The organism is Streptomyces sp. NPDC005492 (assembly GCF_040605995.1).
Taxonomy (GTDB): domain Bacteria; phylum Actinomycetota; class Actinomycetes; order Streptomycetales; family Streptomycetaceae; genus Streptomyces.
The window spans coordinates 384801-403406 of record NZ_JBEXDX010000003.1 but is presented as its reverse complement, the minus strand read 5'-3'; the positions used below and the strand labels follow the sequence as shown (position 1 = coordinate 403406).

Genomic DNA, 18606 nt, shown 5'->3' with positions numbered 1-18606 from the left:
TTATCGTCCCGTCATGAGTGAATCGCAGCACCGGATGTCCACCCGTGCCGTCGTCGTCGGCGGGAGTCTCGCCGGCATGCTCGCCGCCGCCGCGCTTCGGGACCATGTCGACACGGTCGAGATCATCGAGGCGCACGATCTGCCCGAAGGGCCCGAGTCACGTCCTGGTGTTCCCCAAGCGGCGCATTTCCATGTGCTGTTGTCCGGTGGGGCGAACGCGATCGAGGAGCTACTGCCGGGCGCCGTCGAGGAGTTGCTGACGGCGGGCGCCCATCGGGTGCCCATGACGACGAACATGGTGATCCACTCGCCCGAAGGCTGGTACCGGCGCTGGCAGCGGGACAGTCACTACCTGATCGCCGCGAGCCGCGACCTCACCGACTCCGTCGTCCGCCGGCAGGTGGTGAAGGACCCCCGGGTCAACGTCCGTACGCGGACCAGGGCGATCGGGCTGCTGGGGACCGCACGCCGCGTCACCGGCGTACGGTTGCGCGCGGCCGACGGCGCCGAGACGGAACTGACCGCGGACCTGGTCGTCGACGCCTCCGGAAAGTCGGCGCGCACCCCGCAGTGGCTGGCCGAGTTGGGCATCTCCGGACTCGCCGAGGACCGCATCGACTCCGGTATCGCGTACGCCAGCCGGATCTACCGCGCCCCCGTCCCCACCCGCGACTGGCCCGTGATCAGCGTCCAGGCCGACCCCCGGCGCGGCGAACCGGGCCGGACCGGCGGCATCGTGCCGATCGAGGACGACCGCTGGCACGTCAGCCTGATAGGCACCCCGGGCGCCCAACCGTCCCGCGAGGCAGCCGAGTTCGAGCCGTACGCACGCACACTCCGCCACCCGATCATCGCCGACCTGCTGACCCGCGCCGAGCCGCTCACCGACGTAGCCATGACCCGCAGCACCACCAACCGCCGCTACTACTACGAACGTCTCAAGTCCTGGCCCGAAGGCCTGGTCGCGCTCGGCGACTCGGTCGCCGCGTTCAACCCCGTGTACGGCCACGGCATGTCGGTGGCGGCCCTCGGCGCCCTCGCCCTCCGCGACCGACTCGCCACCCAGGGACTCACCCGCGGCCTGGCCCGCACCACCCAGCGGGCGATCGCCCGGCCCGTCGACCTCGCGTGGAGTCTCGCCGTGGGACAGGACATCCACTACGCAACAACCCAGGGCAGGAGCGCGAGCACAGCCGACCGGCTCCTCCAGCGCTACGTCAGCCGACTCTCCCGCACCGCGACCGGCTCCTACCACGTGGCAACCGCGATGACGGAGGTCCTGACCCTCCAGTCCCCGGGCACGGCCCTGCTCCGCCCCGGCGTCCTCGCGGCCGCACTGATCGGCCCGCTACGACCGCAACTCGACAGCCCGACCTTCACGCCCACGGAACGACGACTGCTGGCCGAAGCAGGGGTTCAGATGTCCGAGCCCGTCCGGCAATGAATGGACCGGATTATCAGCGACCGCTGCTTTCACAACGCCACCCCCCAAGCACCGCCCTCCTCCACCCCGGCACCCTCGCCACCGCCCGCATCGGCCCACCGCGACCGCAACGCGACAGCCCGACATTCACAGCCACCGAACAACGGCCGCCGGCCGCCGGCCGAAGCAGGGGTCCCGACGTCCAGGGCCCGCCCGGCAATGAATGGACCGGATTATCAGCGACCGCTGCTTTCACAACGCCACCCCCCTAGCACCGCCCCCCTCCACCCCGGCACCCTCGCCACCGCCCGCATCGGCCCACCGCGACCGCAACGCGACAGCCCGACATTCACAGCCACCGAACAACGGCCGCCGGCCGCCGGCCGAAGCAGGGGTCCCGATGTCCGGGCCCGCCCGGCAATGAATGGACCGGATTATCAGCGACCGCTGCTTTCACAACGCCACCCCCCAAGCACCGCCCCCCTCCACACGGCACCCTCGCCACCGCCCGCATCGGCCCACCGCGACCGCAACGCGACAGCCCGACATTCACAGCCACCGAACACGGCCGCCGGCCGAAGCAGGGGTCCCGATGTCCGGGCTCGCTCGACAGTAAGTGGCCTGGATTGTCAGTCGCCGCTGCTTTCATGACGCCACTCCCCAGGCACCGCCCTCCTCCACCCCGGCACCCTCGCCACCGCCCGCATCGGCCCCCTACGACCGCAACTCGAGACCCCGACACTCACGGCCACGGAACAACGGCCGCTGGCCAAGGCGGGGGCCCCGGTGCCCGGGTCCGCTCGGCGCCCAGCGCACCGGACCGATTGTCAGTGGTGGCTGCTTTCATCAGGTCATGAGCACCGTGCACGAGGCCGCCGCCCTCCTTCCCGACCCGGCCGAACTCCGCGTCCATCTGCGCGCCTTGGCCGCCCTGGACAGCGCGGTCGGCGACGACCCGCAGTTCTGCGAGTACACCTTCGACCCGGACTGGGGCCCCGACGAGGAGGCGGCCCTGATGGACAACGGGTCGGGGGACGACTTCTCCGTCCTCTTCACTCCGGTCGGCGTACTCATACGCGGCTTCGACCACGAGTCGGCGATGAGCCCGTACGGGACGGAGGACGAGGAGGTCTGGCCCGGTGTACTCGACGACGTGCCCGCCGCGCTGCGTCCGCTGCTGGACGAACCCGCCTTCCGCGACGAGGGCATCGACGCGCCCCGGGTCACCTTCTGCCTGTGGCGCGAGACCGGCGACACCGCCTGGCGCACCGGCTCGGCCATCGACTTCCCCGTCGGCAGCGAGGACCCGGACGGCACCGAATACCTCCTCCACCTCCTCACCGACCGCTCCCCCGAAACCGTCCAGGCCCACTTCGAGGACTACTACGAACGCCCTGTCCCCCTCGACGCCATCCGCCACGTCCTGACCGGAGGCCCCGTCACCCCGGCGATCGTCGCCGCCCTCTGTCGCCCGGAAGCCGAGGGTGACATAGAACCTCGTTCCCGCATCGGCTAGCCAGACCGGCTCGCGTACGACGCACTCCCACCCCGCCGTCGTCTACAGTGACGTAGACCGTCTACAGGATTGTAGTCATCCGTGGGCGCGAGAGCACTGGGAGGACCATGCGCCGGACGATCCTGGTCGTCGAGGACGATCACGCCCTGCGGGACGTGCTGATGCGCGGACTTCGGGACGAGAACTACGACACCCTGCCCGCGCCGGACGGTGCCACCGCCCTGCGCCTGGCCACCGCCGACGTCTCCGCCGCCGTACTCGACATCGGGCTGCCCGACGCCGACGGGCGGGACGTGTGCCAGGCGATGCGGGCGAACGGGTTCCGCTCCCCGGTCGTCTTCCTCAGCGCACATCACCGGCTGCCCGACCGGCTGTCCGGGTTCTCGGCCGGGGGCGACGACTACCTGACCAAGCCGTTCCATCTCGCCGAACTCGCGGCCCGGCTGCGGGCGGCGCTCAAGCGGGCCGCGCCGCCACCGGTCGCCGCGGCGGGAGACCTGACCCTGGACGCCGTCCGGCACACGGTCGGCGTCCGGGGCACCCCGGTCGATCTGACACCGACCGAGTTCCGTCTGCTGGCCGCGCTCATGGCGGCCACCGGCGGCATCGTCAGCCGCCGCGAACTGGTCCGGGCGGGCTGGCCCGAAGGAGCCCAGGTCCACGACAACACCCTCGACCAGTACCTGACCCGCCTGCGCCGGAAACTCCGCGAGGCGGGCAGCACCCACACGATCGCCACGACCCGCGGCATCGGCCACCGCCTGTCATGAGCGGTATCCGCGACCGGACGGCACCCCACACCCTCCGCGGCCGCCTCTCACTCGTCGCGCTGCTCACCGCCGCGCTGCTGATGCTGGTCCTCACGGTCGCCTTCAACTCCGTGGCCCGCCACCGCCTCCAGCACCAGGCGGACGACGAACTGCGCACCCGCGCCGCCGCCGTCGCCACGACCGTCGACACCAGCGGTACGACGGTGCGCGTGCTGGAGAGTCCGAACGACTCACTCCTCGACGCCAACGTGTGGATCTACGCCGGCCGAAGCCTGCTGGAACAGCCGCCCGCCACAGGCGAGTTGACCCGGGTCGCCGACGCTCTCGCCCGGCACGGCGGGCAGCGGTGCGTCACCACCACCGTCCACCGCCCGCTCCGGCTGTGCTCCCACCCGGTCCCCGGAGCCGGCGGCCGGGCCACCGTGGTCACCGCGCTGGACCTCACCCCCTACCGGAGTTCGGCCGACACCCTGCTCCTCGGGTCGCTCGCCCTGGACGCCGTCATGCTGGCCTGCACCTACGTCCTGACCGGGCTGGCGGTCGGCCGCGCACTGCGCCCGGTCCGCACGATGACCGACCAGGCCACGCAGTGGAGCGCGGTCGCCTCCGAGGAACGGTTCGGCGGCATCCGTCGGCCGGCCGAACTCGCGCGTCTGGGTGGGTCGTTGGACGCCCTGCTGGACCGCATCCGCACCCTTCTGCGCTACGAGCGCCGGCTCACCGGCGAGCTCTCGCACGAGCTGCGCACCCCCCTGAGCCGGATCATCGCCGAGCTCGACTGGTGGCAGGCCCACCCGCGCACGGCCGAGCAGACCCGCGCCACCCACGAGGTGATCGCGGCCGCCGCCGAGTCCATGCGCACCATCTGCGACACCCTGCTGGACGACGCCCGTGACGGCACGCTCACCGCTCCGGGCACGGCCGAGGTCCTGCCCGTACTGCGCCGCCTCGCCGAAGTCCCGTACGGACCAGGTCACTTGACGATCACGGTGGACGGCCCACACCTCGTGGCCGGGGTCCCGCCCGCCCTCCTCGAACGCATCGTCAGCCCGCTCCTCACCAACGCCTGCCGCTACGCCCGCTCCGACGTCGGCATCCGCGCGCAGCGCGCACCCGACGGCATCCACGTCGCGGTCGTGGACGACGGCCCCGGAGTACCGGCCGAGTTCTTCGGGCGGCTCTTCGAGCCCGGCCGGCGTGCGGATCCCGACGACGGGCACGGCGGTGCGGGCCTCGGGCTGCCGCTGGCGCGCCGCCTGGCCCGCTCCGCCGGTGGCGAGGTGGTGTACGACCCCGGGCACAGCCCCGGCGCACGGTTCGTGGTCGCCCTGCCCGCCGGATGACCGCCCGAACTCGCCCTCACACGGTGGCGTCGTACCGGACGTCCTTGCGGGAGACGGCGAGATAGCCGACGAAGCCGAGAATGGCCACCGTCCAGGACAGCGTCACCGGCCCGAGTCCCAGGTCGAGACCGCCCCGTTGACGGCCGACGGCCATCCAGTCGGCGACGGAGGCACCGAGCGGGCGGGTGATGACGTACGCCGCCCAGAACGCGGCCACCGCGTTCAGGCCGCCCCATCGGTGCGCGAGGGCCGGCACGGCGATGGCGACGCCGTACAGGACGGCGGAGCCCAGATAGCCGAGGCCGATCGTGGCGGTGAGGTCCCCGGCGGCGGTGCCCAGCGCGAAGGTGGCGAGCACGGCGGCCCAGTAGAAGGTCTCGCGGCGCCGGGTGTGGATGCTGTGGATGGACAGGGTGCCCTCGCTGCGGTACCAGAGCACGAAGACGGCGGCCAGTACGACCATGAAGAACGGCGTGGAGAGGGTGTACGGCACTCCGAGGCCGACGTGCAGGACGTCCGCGGCCATCGTGCCGAAGACGCTGACCATCACAATCGCCGTCCAGTAGATCCAGGCCACGTACCTCCGGACGGCGAACTGCACGGCCAGGGCGCCCACCAGGGCGATGCCGCCGAGTCCGACGGCGGGGATCGGGCCGAACGCGTGGGCGAGGAAGTCGGAGGCGGTCTCCCCCATGCCGGTCGTCAGCACCTTGACGATCCAGAAGTAGACGGTCACCTCCGGAACCTTGCTCGCCGCGTGCCGGATGCGGCGCGAGGGCCGGTCGTGAGTGAGGTGATCTGTCGTCATGGCAGGCACGATGGCATGCTGCCGGAGGGTTGCCCCAGACCTCTTTGCCAGAGTTTTGGGGCTTCTGGTGCATGCGTTGCCCAAGGCCCGTCCGAGCCTGAACACAACCTGAAAGCTATGCCGGATGCGCTGGTCAGGAGCGTACGGCCGGTGGTAGAAGCACCCACCGGCCGGGCCCCGGTCGCGGAATCAGCTCGCGGCGCAGGAGACCGTGGGCCAGGTCCAGTTGCCGTTGGCCTGGATGGTCACGCCCCAACTGTTGCCGCCGCCGTTGGGTTTCGCGGTCAGCACCTGCGCGCTCGGATAGGCGGCGGTGATGTTCCAGGTCGCGAGGATCTTCGCGGGCGACGGGACGTTCATCGTCACGGTCCAGTTGCTCGACCCGGAGACCGCGACATTGAGGTTGTACCGGTCGCTCCACTGCGTACCGGCCGACAGCGTCGCCGTACAACTGCCGCTGCTCCCACCGCTGTCGGGGGCGACGGCGCGGCCCGTCTGCGGGGAGATCATGCCGGCGCACAGGTTGCGTGCGGCCAGCCCCTGGGCGATGCGCGGGATCGCCGCGACCGTGTTGGCCGGCCAGTCGTGCATCAGGATGATCTGGCCCGCAGTGAGCCGTCCGGCCGCCGCGACGATCGCGTCGGTGCTCGCGCCGTTCCAGTCCTGCGAGTCGACGTCCCAAATGATCTCCGTGAGACCGTACTTGGCCTCCACGGCCTTCACCGTCGCGTTGGTCTCGCCGTACGGCGGGCGGAAGAGCTTGGGCGTGCCGCCGCCCGCGGCCGCGATGGCCTGCTAGGTCCGGGAGATCTCCGAGTCGATCGTCGCCTGGGTCTGCTGGGTCAGGTGGGGGTGGGTGTAGCTGTGGTTGCCGACCCACATACCGGCGCTGACCTCGGCCTTGACCTGTGCCGGGTACGCGGCCGCGTACTGGCCCTCGTTGAACATCGTGGCCCGAAGACCGTTCTGGGTCAGCGCGTTGAGCAGTGCGGGTGTGTTGGTGCCCGGCCCGTCGTCGAAGGTGAGCCCGACATAGCCGCTGCAAGTGGCGGCCCGCGCGGGCGTGTTCACGCCGACGGCGACGATGCCCGCGGCGGCCAGGGCGATGACGGCCAGCCTGGCGACCAGGGAACGTAAGGAAAGGTGCGGTGCGGCTCTCATGTGAAGTCGTCCTCCAGCATCGGGAGTTGATGGAAGATCAGGTCGCGGTGCAGGAGACCGTGGGCCAGGTCCAGTTGCCGTTGGCCTGGATGGTGGCGCCCCAACTGTTGCCGCTGCCGTTGGGTTTCGCGGTCAGCACCTGTGCGCTGGGGTAGGAGGCCGCGATGTTCCAGGTGGAGAGGACCTTCGCCGGGGAGGGGACGTTCATCGTCACGGTCCAGTTGCTGGAACCGGTGACAGCGACGTTGAGGTTGTACCGGTCGCTCCACTGCGTACCGGCCGACAGCGTCGCCGTACAGCCGCTGGAGCCACCGCCCGAACTGGTGCCGCCCACCGTGATGTTGGAGTTCCCGCTGCTCTGGTAACCCTCGGTCGCGAGGATCATGTAGTAGCTGAAGCTGCCCAGCGGCATCCCCGCGCGGGCCCAGGCGTCGAAGTGGTTGCCGGTGGTGATGGTGCCGCCGGTGCGCTTCGTCTGCCGCACGCTCCAGTACTGGTCGAAGGTCTTCGTGCCCTCCACCGACGGGGCGTTGTACCGCGTGGTCTTGTAGATGTCGTACGTACCGCCGTCACTGGTGACCGTGCCCATGTACGTCCCGGTCGGCCGGTAGGTGCCCCAGTTGTCGACGATGTAGTACTCGACGAGCGGGTTCGACGTCCATCCGTACAGCGACAGATAGCCGTTGCCGGACGGATTGAAGGTCCCCGAGTACGTCACGCTCCGGCGACCGCCGGTGCTCCAGCCCTTGCCGGCCACGAAGTTGCCGGTGTTGCTCCATGAGGTGCTGTAGTTCCCGCCGGAGCCGAGGTTCATGGAGACCGACCCCTGGGTGTCGGTCCAGAACGAGTAGTAGTAGCCGTTGTTGGTGCCGGTCTGGTTCGTGGTGACCACCGTGTCGGCCTGAGCGGTGCCGGGCAGGGTCATCGCCGCGAGGAGCGCCAGCAGCAGGGCGCAGGCGCCGCTGATGAACAGCCTGAAGCGATTCGTCGTGCGTGCGGGTGTGTTGTCCATGCGGCGTCAGTGTTGGTAGGTCCCTGTCAACTGTCAATAGTTTCGGCGTCGAGTGCGAATATTTCGCTGGCTCCGGAGACGCGATTCATCGCTGCGATGATGCAGTTCAGAGGCCCTATGGAACGATTCACGATCGGAGACGATTGGCGCGCGGCGGGAATTCAAGATCCATCGCCCGAATGTTTTCGATCGAATGTTTCGAAGAATTCACCGATCTTACGGCCGCACCGCCGAACGTCGATTGCGCCACCGGGTGACCGCCCACAGGACGTTGATCCCGCCCAGGGTGACCAGCACCGCCGCCGAGTCGGCGTTGCCCGCGAGGCTGTGCCCCGGTCCCAGTCCCCGCGCCGCGCGGACCAGCAGGGTGACGTCGACGGGCAGGGTCACGGCGGCCATGAACGTCAGGCAGGCCACCGTCCCGACCACGAGGACGAGGCTGTAGAGCCGTACGGCCCGGCGCTCGTGGGGAGGCAGACGGGTGCTCGGGTCACCGGTCCCCGTGCGCGTCACGCGGCGGAACACGTACCGGGCGTAGGCGAGACCGTCGCCGTACAAGTCCCGGCAGCCGGTGAGGTCTTGGAGGACGAAGTACAGGTCCGTGCGCGTGAACACCATGAGCTGGAAGGGCAGCGGCAGCAGGGCGAGCAGCAGCGCGGCGGACAGCAGCCGGTGGGTCGTGGTCCCCGTGTCGGCCAGGGCGAGGGTCAGGACGAGGGCCGAGGCGAGGGAGAGGTTGAGGGCGATGCCGGCCAGGTAGGCGGTCAACCGGTGGCGGCGGGGCGCGAGTTCGATGCCGCTGATGTCGGTCTGCATGACCAGGAACTGGAGCCGGGTGCCCAGCCGTATCCTCCCCGGCACGCCTGCCGCACGGGCGGTGACGAGGTGCGCCAGCTCATGGGCCAGCACCAGCGTCCACCCGGCCGCCGCCGCGCTGATCAGGACCAGGCTGCCGTGCGGACTCCACAGGAGGTCGCGATAGCCCGGCAGCAGTTCGGGGCGGCGGATCAGGACTACGACGGCGGCGAGCAACAGCACGCCGACGAACACGGGCAGCGCCGGGTGCAGTGCCGATCGGACCTGGTGGGGGCGGAGCCAGGGCAGTGACGCGCGCGGTGGTTCGCCGTCCGGGACCGGGCGGTCCCCGATCCGCGCCACGAAACCGAGAGCGACCAGATCCCCCACGAAGTCCGAGATCTCGAACTCCTCACCGGTCTCGGCTCGCAGCACCTCCCCCGTACGGGCCACGCTCAGCCCTTCCCCCAGAAGCTCCACCGCCCGAGCACCGGCCGCCGGCAGGGCGACGAAGGTCCGGGTGGCCATACGGCCCACGATCCACTCGTCCCGGTCACGCCGTGTGGCGAGGTCGTGCAGCAGGATGCGGGTGGACGGGGTGATCTGCGGGTGGTGTCGGGGGTCGGTCACGGACAATCCCCGGGTACCGCCGAGCAGGCGGGGCAGTCGGCCCGTCGCCCCGAACGCTGCATGATCGCGTCGCCCGGCACCATCAGGTTGAGGCCGTACCGGCACCCCGGGTCGACCGGCGGCACACCGCACAGCAGCGCGATCGCCGCGTGGGCCAGCAGACCGCCGGACAGGCCCGCCGTGACGGCGTTGGCCGGGTTCCACGGCATCCGGGGCGAGGCGACATCCTCGTCCTGGCCGGGCGCGAGCCGGAGTTCACGCCGCTCGGCCTCGGCGATCCGCAGACACTCCCAGCACCCACCCCGGCCGGGCGTGAACACGCCGACACTCACCAACGGCCCCCGATAACCGGCTTCCGCCCAGGACATACCGTGGTCCAGGCATACCCGGTTGGCCCATCTGCGGATCACGGCGGGCCGGTCGGCGGCCAGCAGGAACACGTCGTAGGCCGGGGTCTCGTTCGAGGGGGTCGCGGGCTCTCCGGGGGCACCCGCAACACCAGAGCCACCGTCACCCCCACCCGCCAACAACGCCTCAAGGTCCCCCACCCCCCGCACCTCCCGCCGCTCCCCGGTAACCACCACCCCCGAGTTCAACGCCCGTAACTCCCGCACCGCCGCGTCGACCTTCGCCGTGCCGACATCACGTTCGCGGAACAGGGTCTGCCGGTTGAGGTTGGACAGTTCGACGACGTCCGGGTCTACGCAGTGCAGGCGTCCCACGCCGGAGGCGATCAGATCTCGGGCGGCGGCTCCGCCGGTTCCGCCGACGCCGATGAGCAGGACCCGGGCCCGGCGCAGCCGGAGTTGTGGTTCCCAGGCACTCTCTCTGGGCCGGAGGTCCATCCAGCGCAGCAGCGTCATGCCTCTGCCGTAGCGCTCGCGTTCCCGCGCGGACAGTTCGGCGGGCGGCTGCGCACCCGCGTCCTCCACGAACCCGGCTCCGGTCAGATCCGTCATCGCCTGGACGATGTCCGGTGCCGGCAACCGGAGTTGGGGGTGCCGGCGGGTCACCTCGTCGACGATCTCCGCGAGGTTCCGCGTGCCGTCCATGGTCTCGACCAGCGTCCACAGCCAGCCGTCGGGATCCCTGACCTCGGAACCGATGCCGTAGACGACGCTGCCGATCCTGATGTTGCCGTCCACTGTCCGATAGGCCCGGTGTTCCGGCTTGATCCGAGGCCGTCGCATCGCTCGTACCGTCATCTTCACGCCAATCTCGTCAGCACCGGCCCCTTCGAAAGCAACAGTCGTTGACAACGGTCACCCCCTGTGCGAACTCTGGCAAGGGCACGTCGATATGTGCACGCCACAGCCCCCACCGGAAGGAAACGGCATGGCGAACAAGATCGAGATCCGTCCGCTGGACAAGAAGGAAACCACCAGCGAAAGCAGCGGCAACGGCGGCTCCTGACCGGCCGCGCCGACGCACATGACGTACAACATGACCTACGTGACCCATGCGCCGCACGCGCCGCACGCGACGTAGACGGCGTACATGATGGCTCGTACGACGGACCGCTACCCCACGGTCGCGCAGGTCACCGAAACGGCGCGGCGACTGGTCTCCCGGTTTCCCGGAACCGGCCGGCTGCGCCGGATCGGGAACTCCCGCGCGGGCCGTCCGATCCTGATGCTGTCCGTGGGACACGGGCCGCGCCACGTCCTGGTGGTCGCCGGACCACACCCCGACGAACCGGTCGGCGGCGCGACCGCCCTCGCGCTGGCGGAGCGGGTGGCCAGCGGCGACCGGCTCTCCGCGGCGACCGACCCCGCCCTCGTCACCTGGGACATCGTCCTGTGCCTCGACCCGGACGGCGCGGCCGTGAGCGAGGCCGGCGCCGAAGGCGCGACGACGACCGACCACACCTTGCGCGGCTACTACGGCACCACCTTCCGCCCCATCGCGGCGGAACAACCGGAGTGGGCCCCGATCGTCACGCACCCGCTCCCCGAGAGCCAAGCACTGTTCCAACTGATCGACGAGCTACGGCCGTTCCTCCAGTGCTCCCTGCACAGCACCGATGTGGGCGGAAGTTGGGTCCAGTTGACCCGTGACCTGCCCGAACTGGCCGCCCCCTTCCGCACATCGGCGGCGGAACTCGGCATCCCGCTCCAACACGGCACGTACGACGCCCTGTTCTGGGAGAACCCCAGCCCCGCGGTCTACGTCCTGCCGCCACCGGGCAGCACGGGACGCCTGGCGGCAGGCTCGGAGAACATCGGGGCGTCGACCTGGTGCGCACCCCTGCGCTACGGCGGTGTCACCGCGATCGTCGAAGTCCCCATGTGGGCAAGCGAGTTGGCGGAGGACCTGACCCCGTACCCGGATGCGGGCCAGGCCCTGCACGCCTTCTCCGAACTGGTACTGGACGGAGGACGCCGGGTGACCGCCGTCCTGGACAAGGCCCGTGCCTTCCTGCCACCACCCAAGGACGACCCGCTCAGACGCGTACTGGAGTGGATGGCCGACGGCCTCTACACCATGGTCGCCGACTCCTGGACCCCACTCGCCCGCCAAGCGGCCACCGAACCACGGCTGTTGACGACGGCTCAGGTCTCCACCCTGAACACCGTGGCCCGCCGCCAGCCGATCCGCGCGGCAGGCCTTCTGCTACGACTCCTGAAGGCGTCGGACGACAGATCCGCCCCGGCGCTCCACCGCGAACTCGACGAACTCTTCACCAGGTGGTGCACGGACGCCGAGGAGGCGCTGCGGGTGCGCTGGGTACCTGTCTCCCACCAGGTGGAACACCAGGCACGGACGGTGCTGGCCGCGGCGGAGAGTGCGTTGAAGGGGTTGGCTTGAGCGCGCCCCGGTCGGCGTCCCTCGTCGCGGTTACTCCGCTCGGGCCTGGGCGTGACGGGCGGGCCCCCGCACCCCGGTGATCGGCGCGAACGTGACCGCGGCGACCCGGAAGCGCGGGTCCAAGGCGTCCCACAGTTCCGTGAGCAGCGCGTCCGCGTCCTGGGCCGCGGTGCTCAGTTCGAGGTGGCGCGGCGCGGTCGACACGAGGTCCCCGTCCGACTGATAGGTGCTGAGCATGACCGCCTGGCCCGGCGAGAGTTCACCGAGCGCGACGACGACGGTGTCCGCACTCTCACGGCCGCCTTCGGGCCGGGCGCGCGGCACCGAGCCAGAACCGTCGGCCGACCCGGTCCACGACGGCGGTGATCCGAGGCGTGTGGATCGGCGGATCCGGCTCGTAACTCAGCCCCTCCAGAGCGATGCCCGGCGCGAGCCCCTTCGCCAGTCGACCGGCGACCTCCGCCACCTGCTCGCCGTTGCCGTAGACGGTCCACCGCTCGTCCGCGGTCGCGGCGATGTAGTGCCGGAGCGCGTCGTGGCCCTCGGCGCCGACGGGTACGACGGGTACGACGGCCAGTTCGCCGGACGGGGTGGATTCGATCCGGCGGGCCCGGGAGGCCGCGCTCCGACCGGTGAGCGCGTATCCGGCGGTCGGTTCGCCGTTCAGCGTGCGGGCCAGCAGGATCAGCCGGCCGGGGTAGGGATTGTCCCGCAGAGCTTCCAGGATCGAGGTCATGCGCCAACGCCCTTCCGTGTCTGCCTGTTGGGTGCGATGCCCCGACGAAGAGGCCAGCTCCCGGAGGAGTCGGCCTCTTCTGACCTGCATGTTCGTCACGTCACCAAGGTGGTCAATTCATCGGCTCAGACATTGAACCTGAATCCGTAGTGCAGAGCTCCCACCTGCGGAAACGCGGATTCTTCAGGGGGCATCCCAGCACCATCCCAGCACGGGCGTTCTATCCCAGCACCATGCAGACGAGCCAGCTCTCGTACTCCTACGCAGCTCGGTTGCCGGCGCTCCAGCTCGCCTCCTCGGACAGGAAGGACGTCGCGCCCGGGGATGCGGGCCGCATGGCGCGCTGCAAGACTTCCCGGCAGCGGTCCCACGCGCTGGGCAGCAGATGCCCGTAGATGTCGACCGTCGTCTTGACCGAGCGGTGCCCCAGCCAGCGCGAGACCTCGTGGATCGGCACGCCGTTGGCCAGGGCCGTGGAGGCGAAGAAGTGCCGCAGGCTACGAGGCGTGTACTTGGCATTGCCGTCCAGATCGACCAGGCCAGCCGAGAGGCATGCCTTCTTGAACTGGTAGCCGTAGGACGCGATGGACAGCATCACGCCAGCCCCAGGCTGACGTGGAGCAAAGAAGGTCTCGAGCCGAATCCGTTTCCCCTTCTGCCCAGCGAAGAAGACGGGCACCGGCTTCCACTTCAAGAGATGCGCGTCGATCTCCTGCTCAATGAACAAGGCAGTTGGGACATCTCGACACTCCTTCTCCAGCCGATACTTAAGCGGCACGAAGGGCCTCTGGCAGTCCGCACGGTGCGCCTTGGCACTGACCTGCCATCGGATCCTGACGTAGCCGGGCCGCCGGCACTCGGTGGAGAAAGCCAGGGCTTCACTGGGGCGCTGGCCTGTGCCGGACTGAAGATAGACGGTGAGGCGGAACCGTGGGGCGATGTGCGCAGCGATCAGATCCACCTCAGCTGGCGTCGGAACTTCGTCCTCGCCCACCGCTACTGCATCTCGACGTGAGATCCGAATGCCCCGGGCAGGGTTTTCCGTGATGCGCTTGTCGACAACAGCCGCCTCCATGATGGCGGCCACCATCACCATGCGGTCATTGACAGTCGATGCAGCCAGCCCCGCACCGCCTCGGTAGATGTCCTTGACGAACCTCTCAAAGTCCCGCCGCGCCAGCCCAGCCAGGGACTTACAGCCGAGGCGCGGCACGAGATGGTTGCGGATGAACCCATCGTAGTTGCGACGGGTCGCTTCACCGATGACTCGTCGCTCAAGCCAATCCTCAGCCCAGACCGACAACGCCATGGCACCGTGCGCAGGATCCACAAAGACACGAGCCTTCTTGTCCTTCTCCACACCAGCGGCGAAGGCGTCCGCACCGTCGAGGCCGATCCTCCGCAGAAACGACTTCTCCCGCTGCCGCCCACTCCTGCCGCCTGGCTCCCGATACCGCACGGTCCACGCGTGACCGCACCTTGGACGCTCACACGGGTAGTGCCGATCTCGGGCGTCCCGCTTGCACCTCTGAAAGACGCTCGCCACCCAACACCCCGATCAGCCTGGCCCTCCGACCTAAAGCGTTTCCATCACTTCGTAACCAGACAAGATGCACGACACTAAACCGCCCCTTTCAGCGAAAGTGACGCTTCATGCGCGGACGAAGCAACCACCGTGCTCCCGGGACCGTAAGGTTTCCCCGGCGGCTGGGCGCCGGACCCTAGCCTCAAGCCGGATTGTCAGTGCGGCGCACACGAGGCTCCTATGCCGCTCCCACTTCAGCGAGAAAGCGACTCGCTGGACCGCTCCACGACACGTGCAGTCGGTCGCGTGCGCGCGTACAGGCTACGAAGAGCAGACAACGCTCCGCTGTCAGATCCGTGTGGTGCTGGATGGGGTCAAGTTCCATTGGCGTGATGGCTCCTGGGTACGGAACCGTCCCTTCACGCACCCCAACGACCGCCACACACCTGAACTCCAACCCTTTGAGAGAATGCATGGTTGCGACCCTGACGCCCTCAGCGTCTGCGCTTCCGTCTTGCCGTAGCCGGACCGCAGGGATTCCCTCGTCCCGCAACCGCTGCGCCACGCGGTACACGATCTTGTTGAATCGGGCAGCCACCGCGATATCAGAGAACTCAACTCCGCTGTCGGCCCACTCTCGGATGCGTGCCAACAGCTCGGCCAGTTCCTCATCCGGGTCATCCGTGGCACACACGGTCGGGCGGGCGCCGCGGAGCGAGGACCGGAAACCTGCCAGCGTGTCCGCACTCCCGTTCTCCAACTGCTCCACAGGCCGACCGTCCAGCAACGACACCGCCCAAGCGAGAATTTCCTGCGTGCTGCGGTAGTTCTTGTGCAGCCGGGTGGAACGTCCGGTCACGGCGACCCCCAACGATCTCAGAGACACCTTCGAGTCGTAGATGCGCTGATGCGGGTCGCCAGCAATGAACAAGTCGTCAGGGCGATTGGGCACCACGGCCCGCAGTAGCCTCCACTGGGCGGGGTGCAGGTCCTGTGCCTCGTCAACGACCACATGCCGATAGGGCTGCACTCCGGATGCGGTGACCCGCAACGCCGCTTCATCGCACACACCCAGATGCGTACGCGCGGAGCGCTTGTCGAGCGCAACCTGGAACGCCTCCACCGCCTGCCAGACCTCGTGCCGTCGAGCGGAGGCGAGCCGGGAGCCCCGACCCCTTCTGGACGCCTCACGGTAGGCGTCGAGCGAGCGCAGACCCTGCGCCAAGACGACATGCTTGTACTCCTGGGCCAGGAACTGGTCGTTCCACGGCAAACCCAACTGGTCGCCGATCTCTCCCCAGAGAGCAGTCTCCTGCGCCCCGTCGAGATAAGCACGCCGGATGGTGTCATGTGGTTCAACAATTTCTCGTGCCAGGGCATTGACCGTCGACACGTCCACCCGACCGCGTCGCTCCTCGTCCTCGATCAGCAGGGCCAGCCCCTCGCGAAGAGCCGACGTGAGCGCCCCGGTGTACGTGGTGAGCAGGATGCGCTCGCCGGTCCGTAGATGCTCCAGGAGGTGCTTGACCCGATGAAGTGCCACCACAGTTTTCCCCGTGCCCGGTCCACCGGTCACTTGGGCAGGACCCGAGTAGCTGGGCCGGTACGCCATATACCGCTGAGACGGATGCAGGAAGATCCTCCACGCGGCGAACGGCTTGTCGAGGATGTCGGACAGTTCTCTCGGGCCAGTCACCAGGGCAATACGCGATGGAGTGTTCCGCATCGCGCTGGCCAGGTCTGTACGGTCCACCGTAAGCGCGCCGTTCCGGGCGCGGAAGGCGACCAACTCACCCCATACCGTTTGTACGCTCAGTCCCTCGGCGAGGAACTGCAGCACCTGCCATTGATCCTCTGGCATCAACGGAGCGAATGCATCGAGCTGCTCCTTGGAGGTCAGGGAACGGGCCGCGCGCAGCACATCATCCTCGATACCCAGCCCACGAAGATCCGCGTCTGGGTGACAGGCGAAGAGAGGTTCCGCCACGGCGGTGGCCGCCTCCGCCTCCCATGTCGGCACCAACTGTTCCACGGTGACGACGTCACGGATCTCCAGCCCATGGGTCACCGCGTTCACGCTCGGTACCTGCTTGGCCGCCCACCTGTAGGCGTCGTCGTGAGCCATGACACGTAGCAGCAGAAAGTCCTCGCCAGTGCCGGGAGCCAGCACGACTCCCCGATAGAACCTGTCGATACGGCAGGTATAGATGTGCTTGTCTCTGGCCCCCTTGGGCTGCTTGAAATCCAGTCCGGCATCCGACCAGAGCTGTTTGAGCGTGAGCTGCTGGAACTTCAGAGCCGTCTTCACGGCCCCGGACCGCGCCTTGGAGTCGAGCTTCCCAAACTCGTCGAGGAACCGGACCGACAGAGCCAGCTGTGCCATGGGGGAAGCTCCTTCGGTCAGTTTCTGCGCGTCGCGGCCCGGCCGCTGCCAGTAGTACGCGAGGTACGCAGCCGGATACGTACGAGTGCGTCCCGCACCTGAGCGGTCTCTGGGGCATCCGGTCCGTACTCGACCATCAGGTCCCGGTACAACGGCATCAGCACCTCGACCGCCTCCCGCAGCCGGTCGACCGCCTGAAGCAGCAGGCCCACATGCCTGCGTACCTCAAGGACGTCCATATCGCTGTCCGGCAGCCCCTGCCTCATCTGTCCCAGTACGGCCTCGAACTCGGCCAGCGCACCTTCGCTGTCGCCGAGCTCCATCCGACAGAAGGCGGCCTGCCTGCGGCAATAAAGGGCATCCTCGCCACGGGCGGAACCTGCGGCCTCCAGTACCTCAACGAGCGCCTCGTACTCTGGCAGTGCTCGCCCGTAGTCATCGTCACAGAAGAGCGCGAGGGCGTGAACGAGACGGAGGCCGACCATCAGCGGTTCGGAAGCGCTACGGACCGCAGCAGCGCGGGCCAGGACGTCCTCCAGCATTCCGGATGCCTGGGAGAACCGCTCCTCCTCCACGAGAGCCGCTGCATGACCGCGGGCCTGCTGCAGTTCCTCATCCGGTACGGCAGGGGCGGCCAGCCCCAGTGGCGAGTCCACAGCGGTCGGCGTGTACACGGCCTTCTCGGCCGGGCGGGGACGGGGCGCGAGCGGACGGCGGTAAGGACCCGTGGGGTCAGTGACTCCCTGCCCCCGCTGCTCGGTGGTCCGCTCAGGGTCGGGTGCGGGGAGAAAAGGCACCAGACGGTCGTAGACATCCTGGGCTGAGTCAGGCCGCTGATGGGGCACCTTGGCCAGCAGATCCAGGACCAGCCGCTCCAGTGCCGGGTCCACCTCAGCGCGCAGCCCGCATAGCGGCGCCGGCGCCCGGTACATGTGGTCCTCCATCAGCTGGAACTCTGCCTCGGCCGTGAACGGCGGTTTCCCGGCGAGCAGTTCATGAAGGATGCAGCCCAGCGCGTAGAGATCACTGCGCGGGCTGACCGCAGCCGCTTGGATCTGCTCGGGCGACATATAGCGGCGGGTGCCGATGATGTGCCCGGTGGACGTCAGCTTGGTGACATCGGTTCCGAGCACCGCGGCGACTCCGAAGTCGAGAACCTTCACGGTGCCGTCCCCGGCGACCATGATGTTGTCCGGCTTCAGGTCGCGGTGGACGACGGGCACGGCGTGAGCGTACGAGAGCACCGAGCAGACCTGCGCGGCGACGGAAACCGCCCATGGGACCGGCAGCACACCGGGCCTGGCGAGGATGTCGGTGAGCAGGGCGCCACGCACCAGCTGCATCACCATGTAGACGCCGTCCGCCGCCCGGTCGAGCACCGCGTCATGGACCGCAGGCACCCCTGGGTGGTCGAACTTGGCTGTAACCCGGGCTTCCCGCTTGAAGCGCTCGGCCAGCTCTTCCGCGTCCGGGCCCGGCGTGGTCAGGTCCCGGCGGATGAGTTTGACCGCCACGTCCCGGTTCAGGATCGGGTCGTAGCCAAGCCAGACCTGTCCCATACCCCCGGTACTGATCCTGGTCCGCAGCTCATAGCGTTCGGCGATGACTCGTACTTCTGGCGCCACCTGCGCTGTCCTCCCCGTGCCCCGTGATCATGTGTGCCCAGTGTGGCGCGTGTCGCCGTAAACCGTCCACG

The 18606-nt window shown here is 68.9% G+C and carries 14 protein-coding genes and 1 pseudogene; 5 read left to right on the top strand and 10 right to left on the bottom strand.

Going from position 1 to position 18606, the window contains the following annotated elements; genetic code table 11:
* Positions 1 to 13: 13 nt before the first annotated feature.
* The 4 genes from ABZT04_RS06925 (at position 14) to ABZT04_RS06910 (ending at position 5052) form a co-directional block, all read left to right on the top strand.
* Positions 14 to 1444 (top strand): FAD-dependent monooxygenase, encoded by a 1431-nt coding sequence (locus ABZT04_RS06925; protein WP_356053766.1) that lies wholly within the window; start codon positions 14 to 16, stop codon positions 1442 to 1444.
* 832 nt (positions 1445 to 2276) lie between these two features.
* Positions 2277 to 2939, top strand: coding sequence for a hypothetical protein (locus tag ABZT04_RS06920; RefSeq protein WP_356053764.1), 663 nt, complete (start codon positions 2277 to 2279; stop codon positions 2937 to 2939).
* A 107-nt stretch (positions 2940 to 3046) separates the two neighbouring features.
* Positions 3047 to 3709 carry a response regulator transcription factor gene (locus ABZT04_RS06915; protein WP_356053762.1) on the top strand — a complete coding sequence of 221 codons (663 nt, stop codon included), beginning with the start codon at positions 3047 to 3049 and terminating at the stop codon, positions 3707 to 3709.
* Complete coding sequence (locus ABZT04_RS06910) at positions 3706 to 5052, top strand: HAMP domain-containing sensor histidine kinase (protein ID WP_356053760.1); 1347 nt, start codon at positions 3706 to 3708, stop codon at positions 5050 to 5052. Before ABZT04_RS06915 ends, ABZT04_RS06910 begins: the two co-directional genes overlap by 4 nt.
* A gap of 16 nt (positions 5053 to 5068) precedes the next feature.
* On the opposite strand, the gene ABZT04_RS06905 is transcribed toward ABZT04_RS06910, so the two are convergent.
* The 5 genes and pseudogenes from ABZT04_RS06905 to ABZT04_RS06885 all read right to left on the bottom strand — a co-directional run bounded on the left by ABZT04_RS06905 (position 5069) and on the right by ABZT04_RS06885 (position 10648).
* On the bottom strand, positions 5069 to 5860 hold the full coding sequence (locus tag ABZT04_RS06905) for a hypothetical protein (RefSeq protein WP_356053758.1): 792 nt from the start codon (positions 5858 to 5860) through the stop codon (positions 5069 to 5071).
* 189 nt (positions 5861 to 6049) lie between these two features.
* Positions 6050 to 7021: pseudogene (locus ABZT04_RS06900) on the bottom strand (polysaccharide deacetylase family protein).
* A 37-nt stretch (positions 7022 to 7058) separates the two neighbouring features.
* A complete protein-coding gene (locus ABZT04_RS06895) occupies positions 7059 to 8033 on the bottom strand; it encodes a glycoside hydrolase family 11 protein (RefSeq protein WP_356053756.1) in 975 nt (324 codons plus the stop codon).
* Positions 8034 to 8249: 216 nt separating this feature from the next.
* Entirely contained in the window at positions 8250 to 9458 is a 1209-nt protein-coding gene (locus ABZT04_RS06890) for a hypothetical protein (RefSeq protein WP_356053754.1), read from the bottom strand.
* Positions 9455 to 10648, bottom strand: coding sequence for a ThiF family adenylyltransferase (locus ABZT04_RS06885; protein ID WP_356053752.1), 1194 nt, complete (start codon positions 10646 to 10648; stop codon positions 9455 to 9457). The genes ABZT04_RS06890 and ABZT04_RS06885 overlap by 4 nt, the downstream gene beginning before the upstream one ends.
* Before the next feature lie 307 nt (positions 10649 to 10955).
* Between ABZT04_RS06885 and ABZT04_RS06880 the strand changes: the two genes are divergently transcribed.
* The gene (locus ABZT04_RS06880; RefSeq protein WP_356053750.1) at positions 10956 to 12266 is read left to right on the top strand and encodes a M14 family zinc carboxypeptidase; all 1311 of its coding nucleotides are present in this window, start codon (positions 10956 to 10958) and stop codon (positions 12264 to 12266) included.
* Between the two features lie 30 nt (positions 12267 to 12296).
* On the opposite strand, the gene ABZT04_RS06875 is transcribed toward ABZT04_RS06880, so the two are convergent.
* The 5 genes from ABZT04_RS06875 to ABZT04_RS06855 all read right to left on the bottom strand — a co-directional run bounded on the left by ABZT04_RS06875 (position 12297) and on the right by ABZT04_RS06855 (position 18535).
* On the bottom strand, positions 12297 to 12590 hold the full coding sequence (locus tag ABZT04_RS06875) for a hypothetical protein (RefSeq protein WP_356053748.1): 294 nt from the start codon (positions 12588 to 12590) through the stop codon (positions 12297 to 12299).
* The gene (locus tag ABZT04_RS06870) at positions 12559 to 13002 is read right to left on the bottom strand and encodes an IMP cyclohydrolase (RefSeq protein WP_356053746.1); all 444 of its coding nucleotides are present in this window, start codon (positions 13000 to 13002) and stop codon (positions 12559 to 12561) included. Before ABZT04_RS06870 ends, ABZT04_RS06875 begins: the two co-directional genes overlap by 32 nt.
* A 259-nt stretch (positions 13003 to 13261) precedes the next feature.
* Positions 13262 to 14362 (bottom strand): tyrosine-type recombinase/integrase, encoded by a 1101-nt coding sequence (locus ABZT04_RS06865; RefSeq protein WP_356053744.1) that lies wholly within the window; start codon positions 14360 to 14362, stop codon positions 13262 to 13264.
* 403 nt (positions 14363 to 14765) lie between these two features.
* A complete protein-coding gene (locus ABZT04_RS06860; protein WP_356053742.1) occupies positions 14766 to 16910 on the bottom strand; it encodes a 3'-5' exonuclease in 2145 nt (714 codons plus the stop codon).
* A 17-nt stretch (positions 16911 to 16927) separates the two neighbouring features.
* A complete protein-coding gene (locus ABZT04_RS06855; RefSeq protein WP_356053739.1) occupies positions 16928 to 18535 on the bottom strand; it encodes a serine/threonine-protein kinase in 1608 nt (535 codons plus the stop codon).
* Positions 18536 to 18606: the final 71 nt, after the last annotated feature.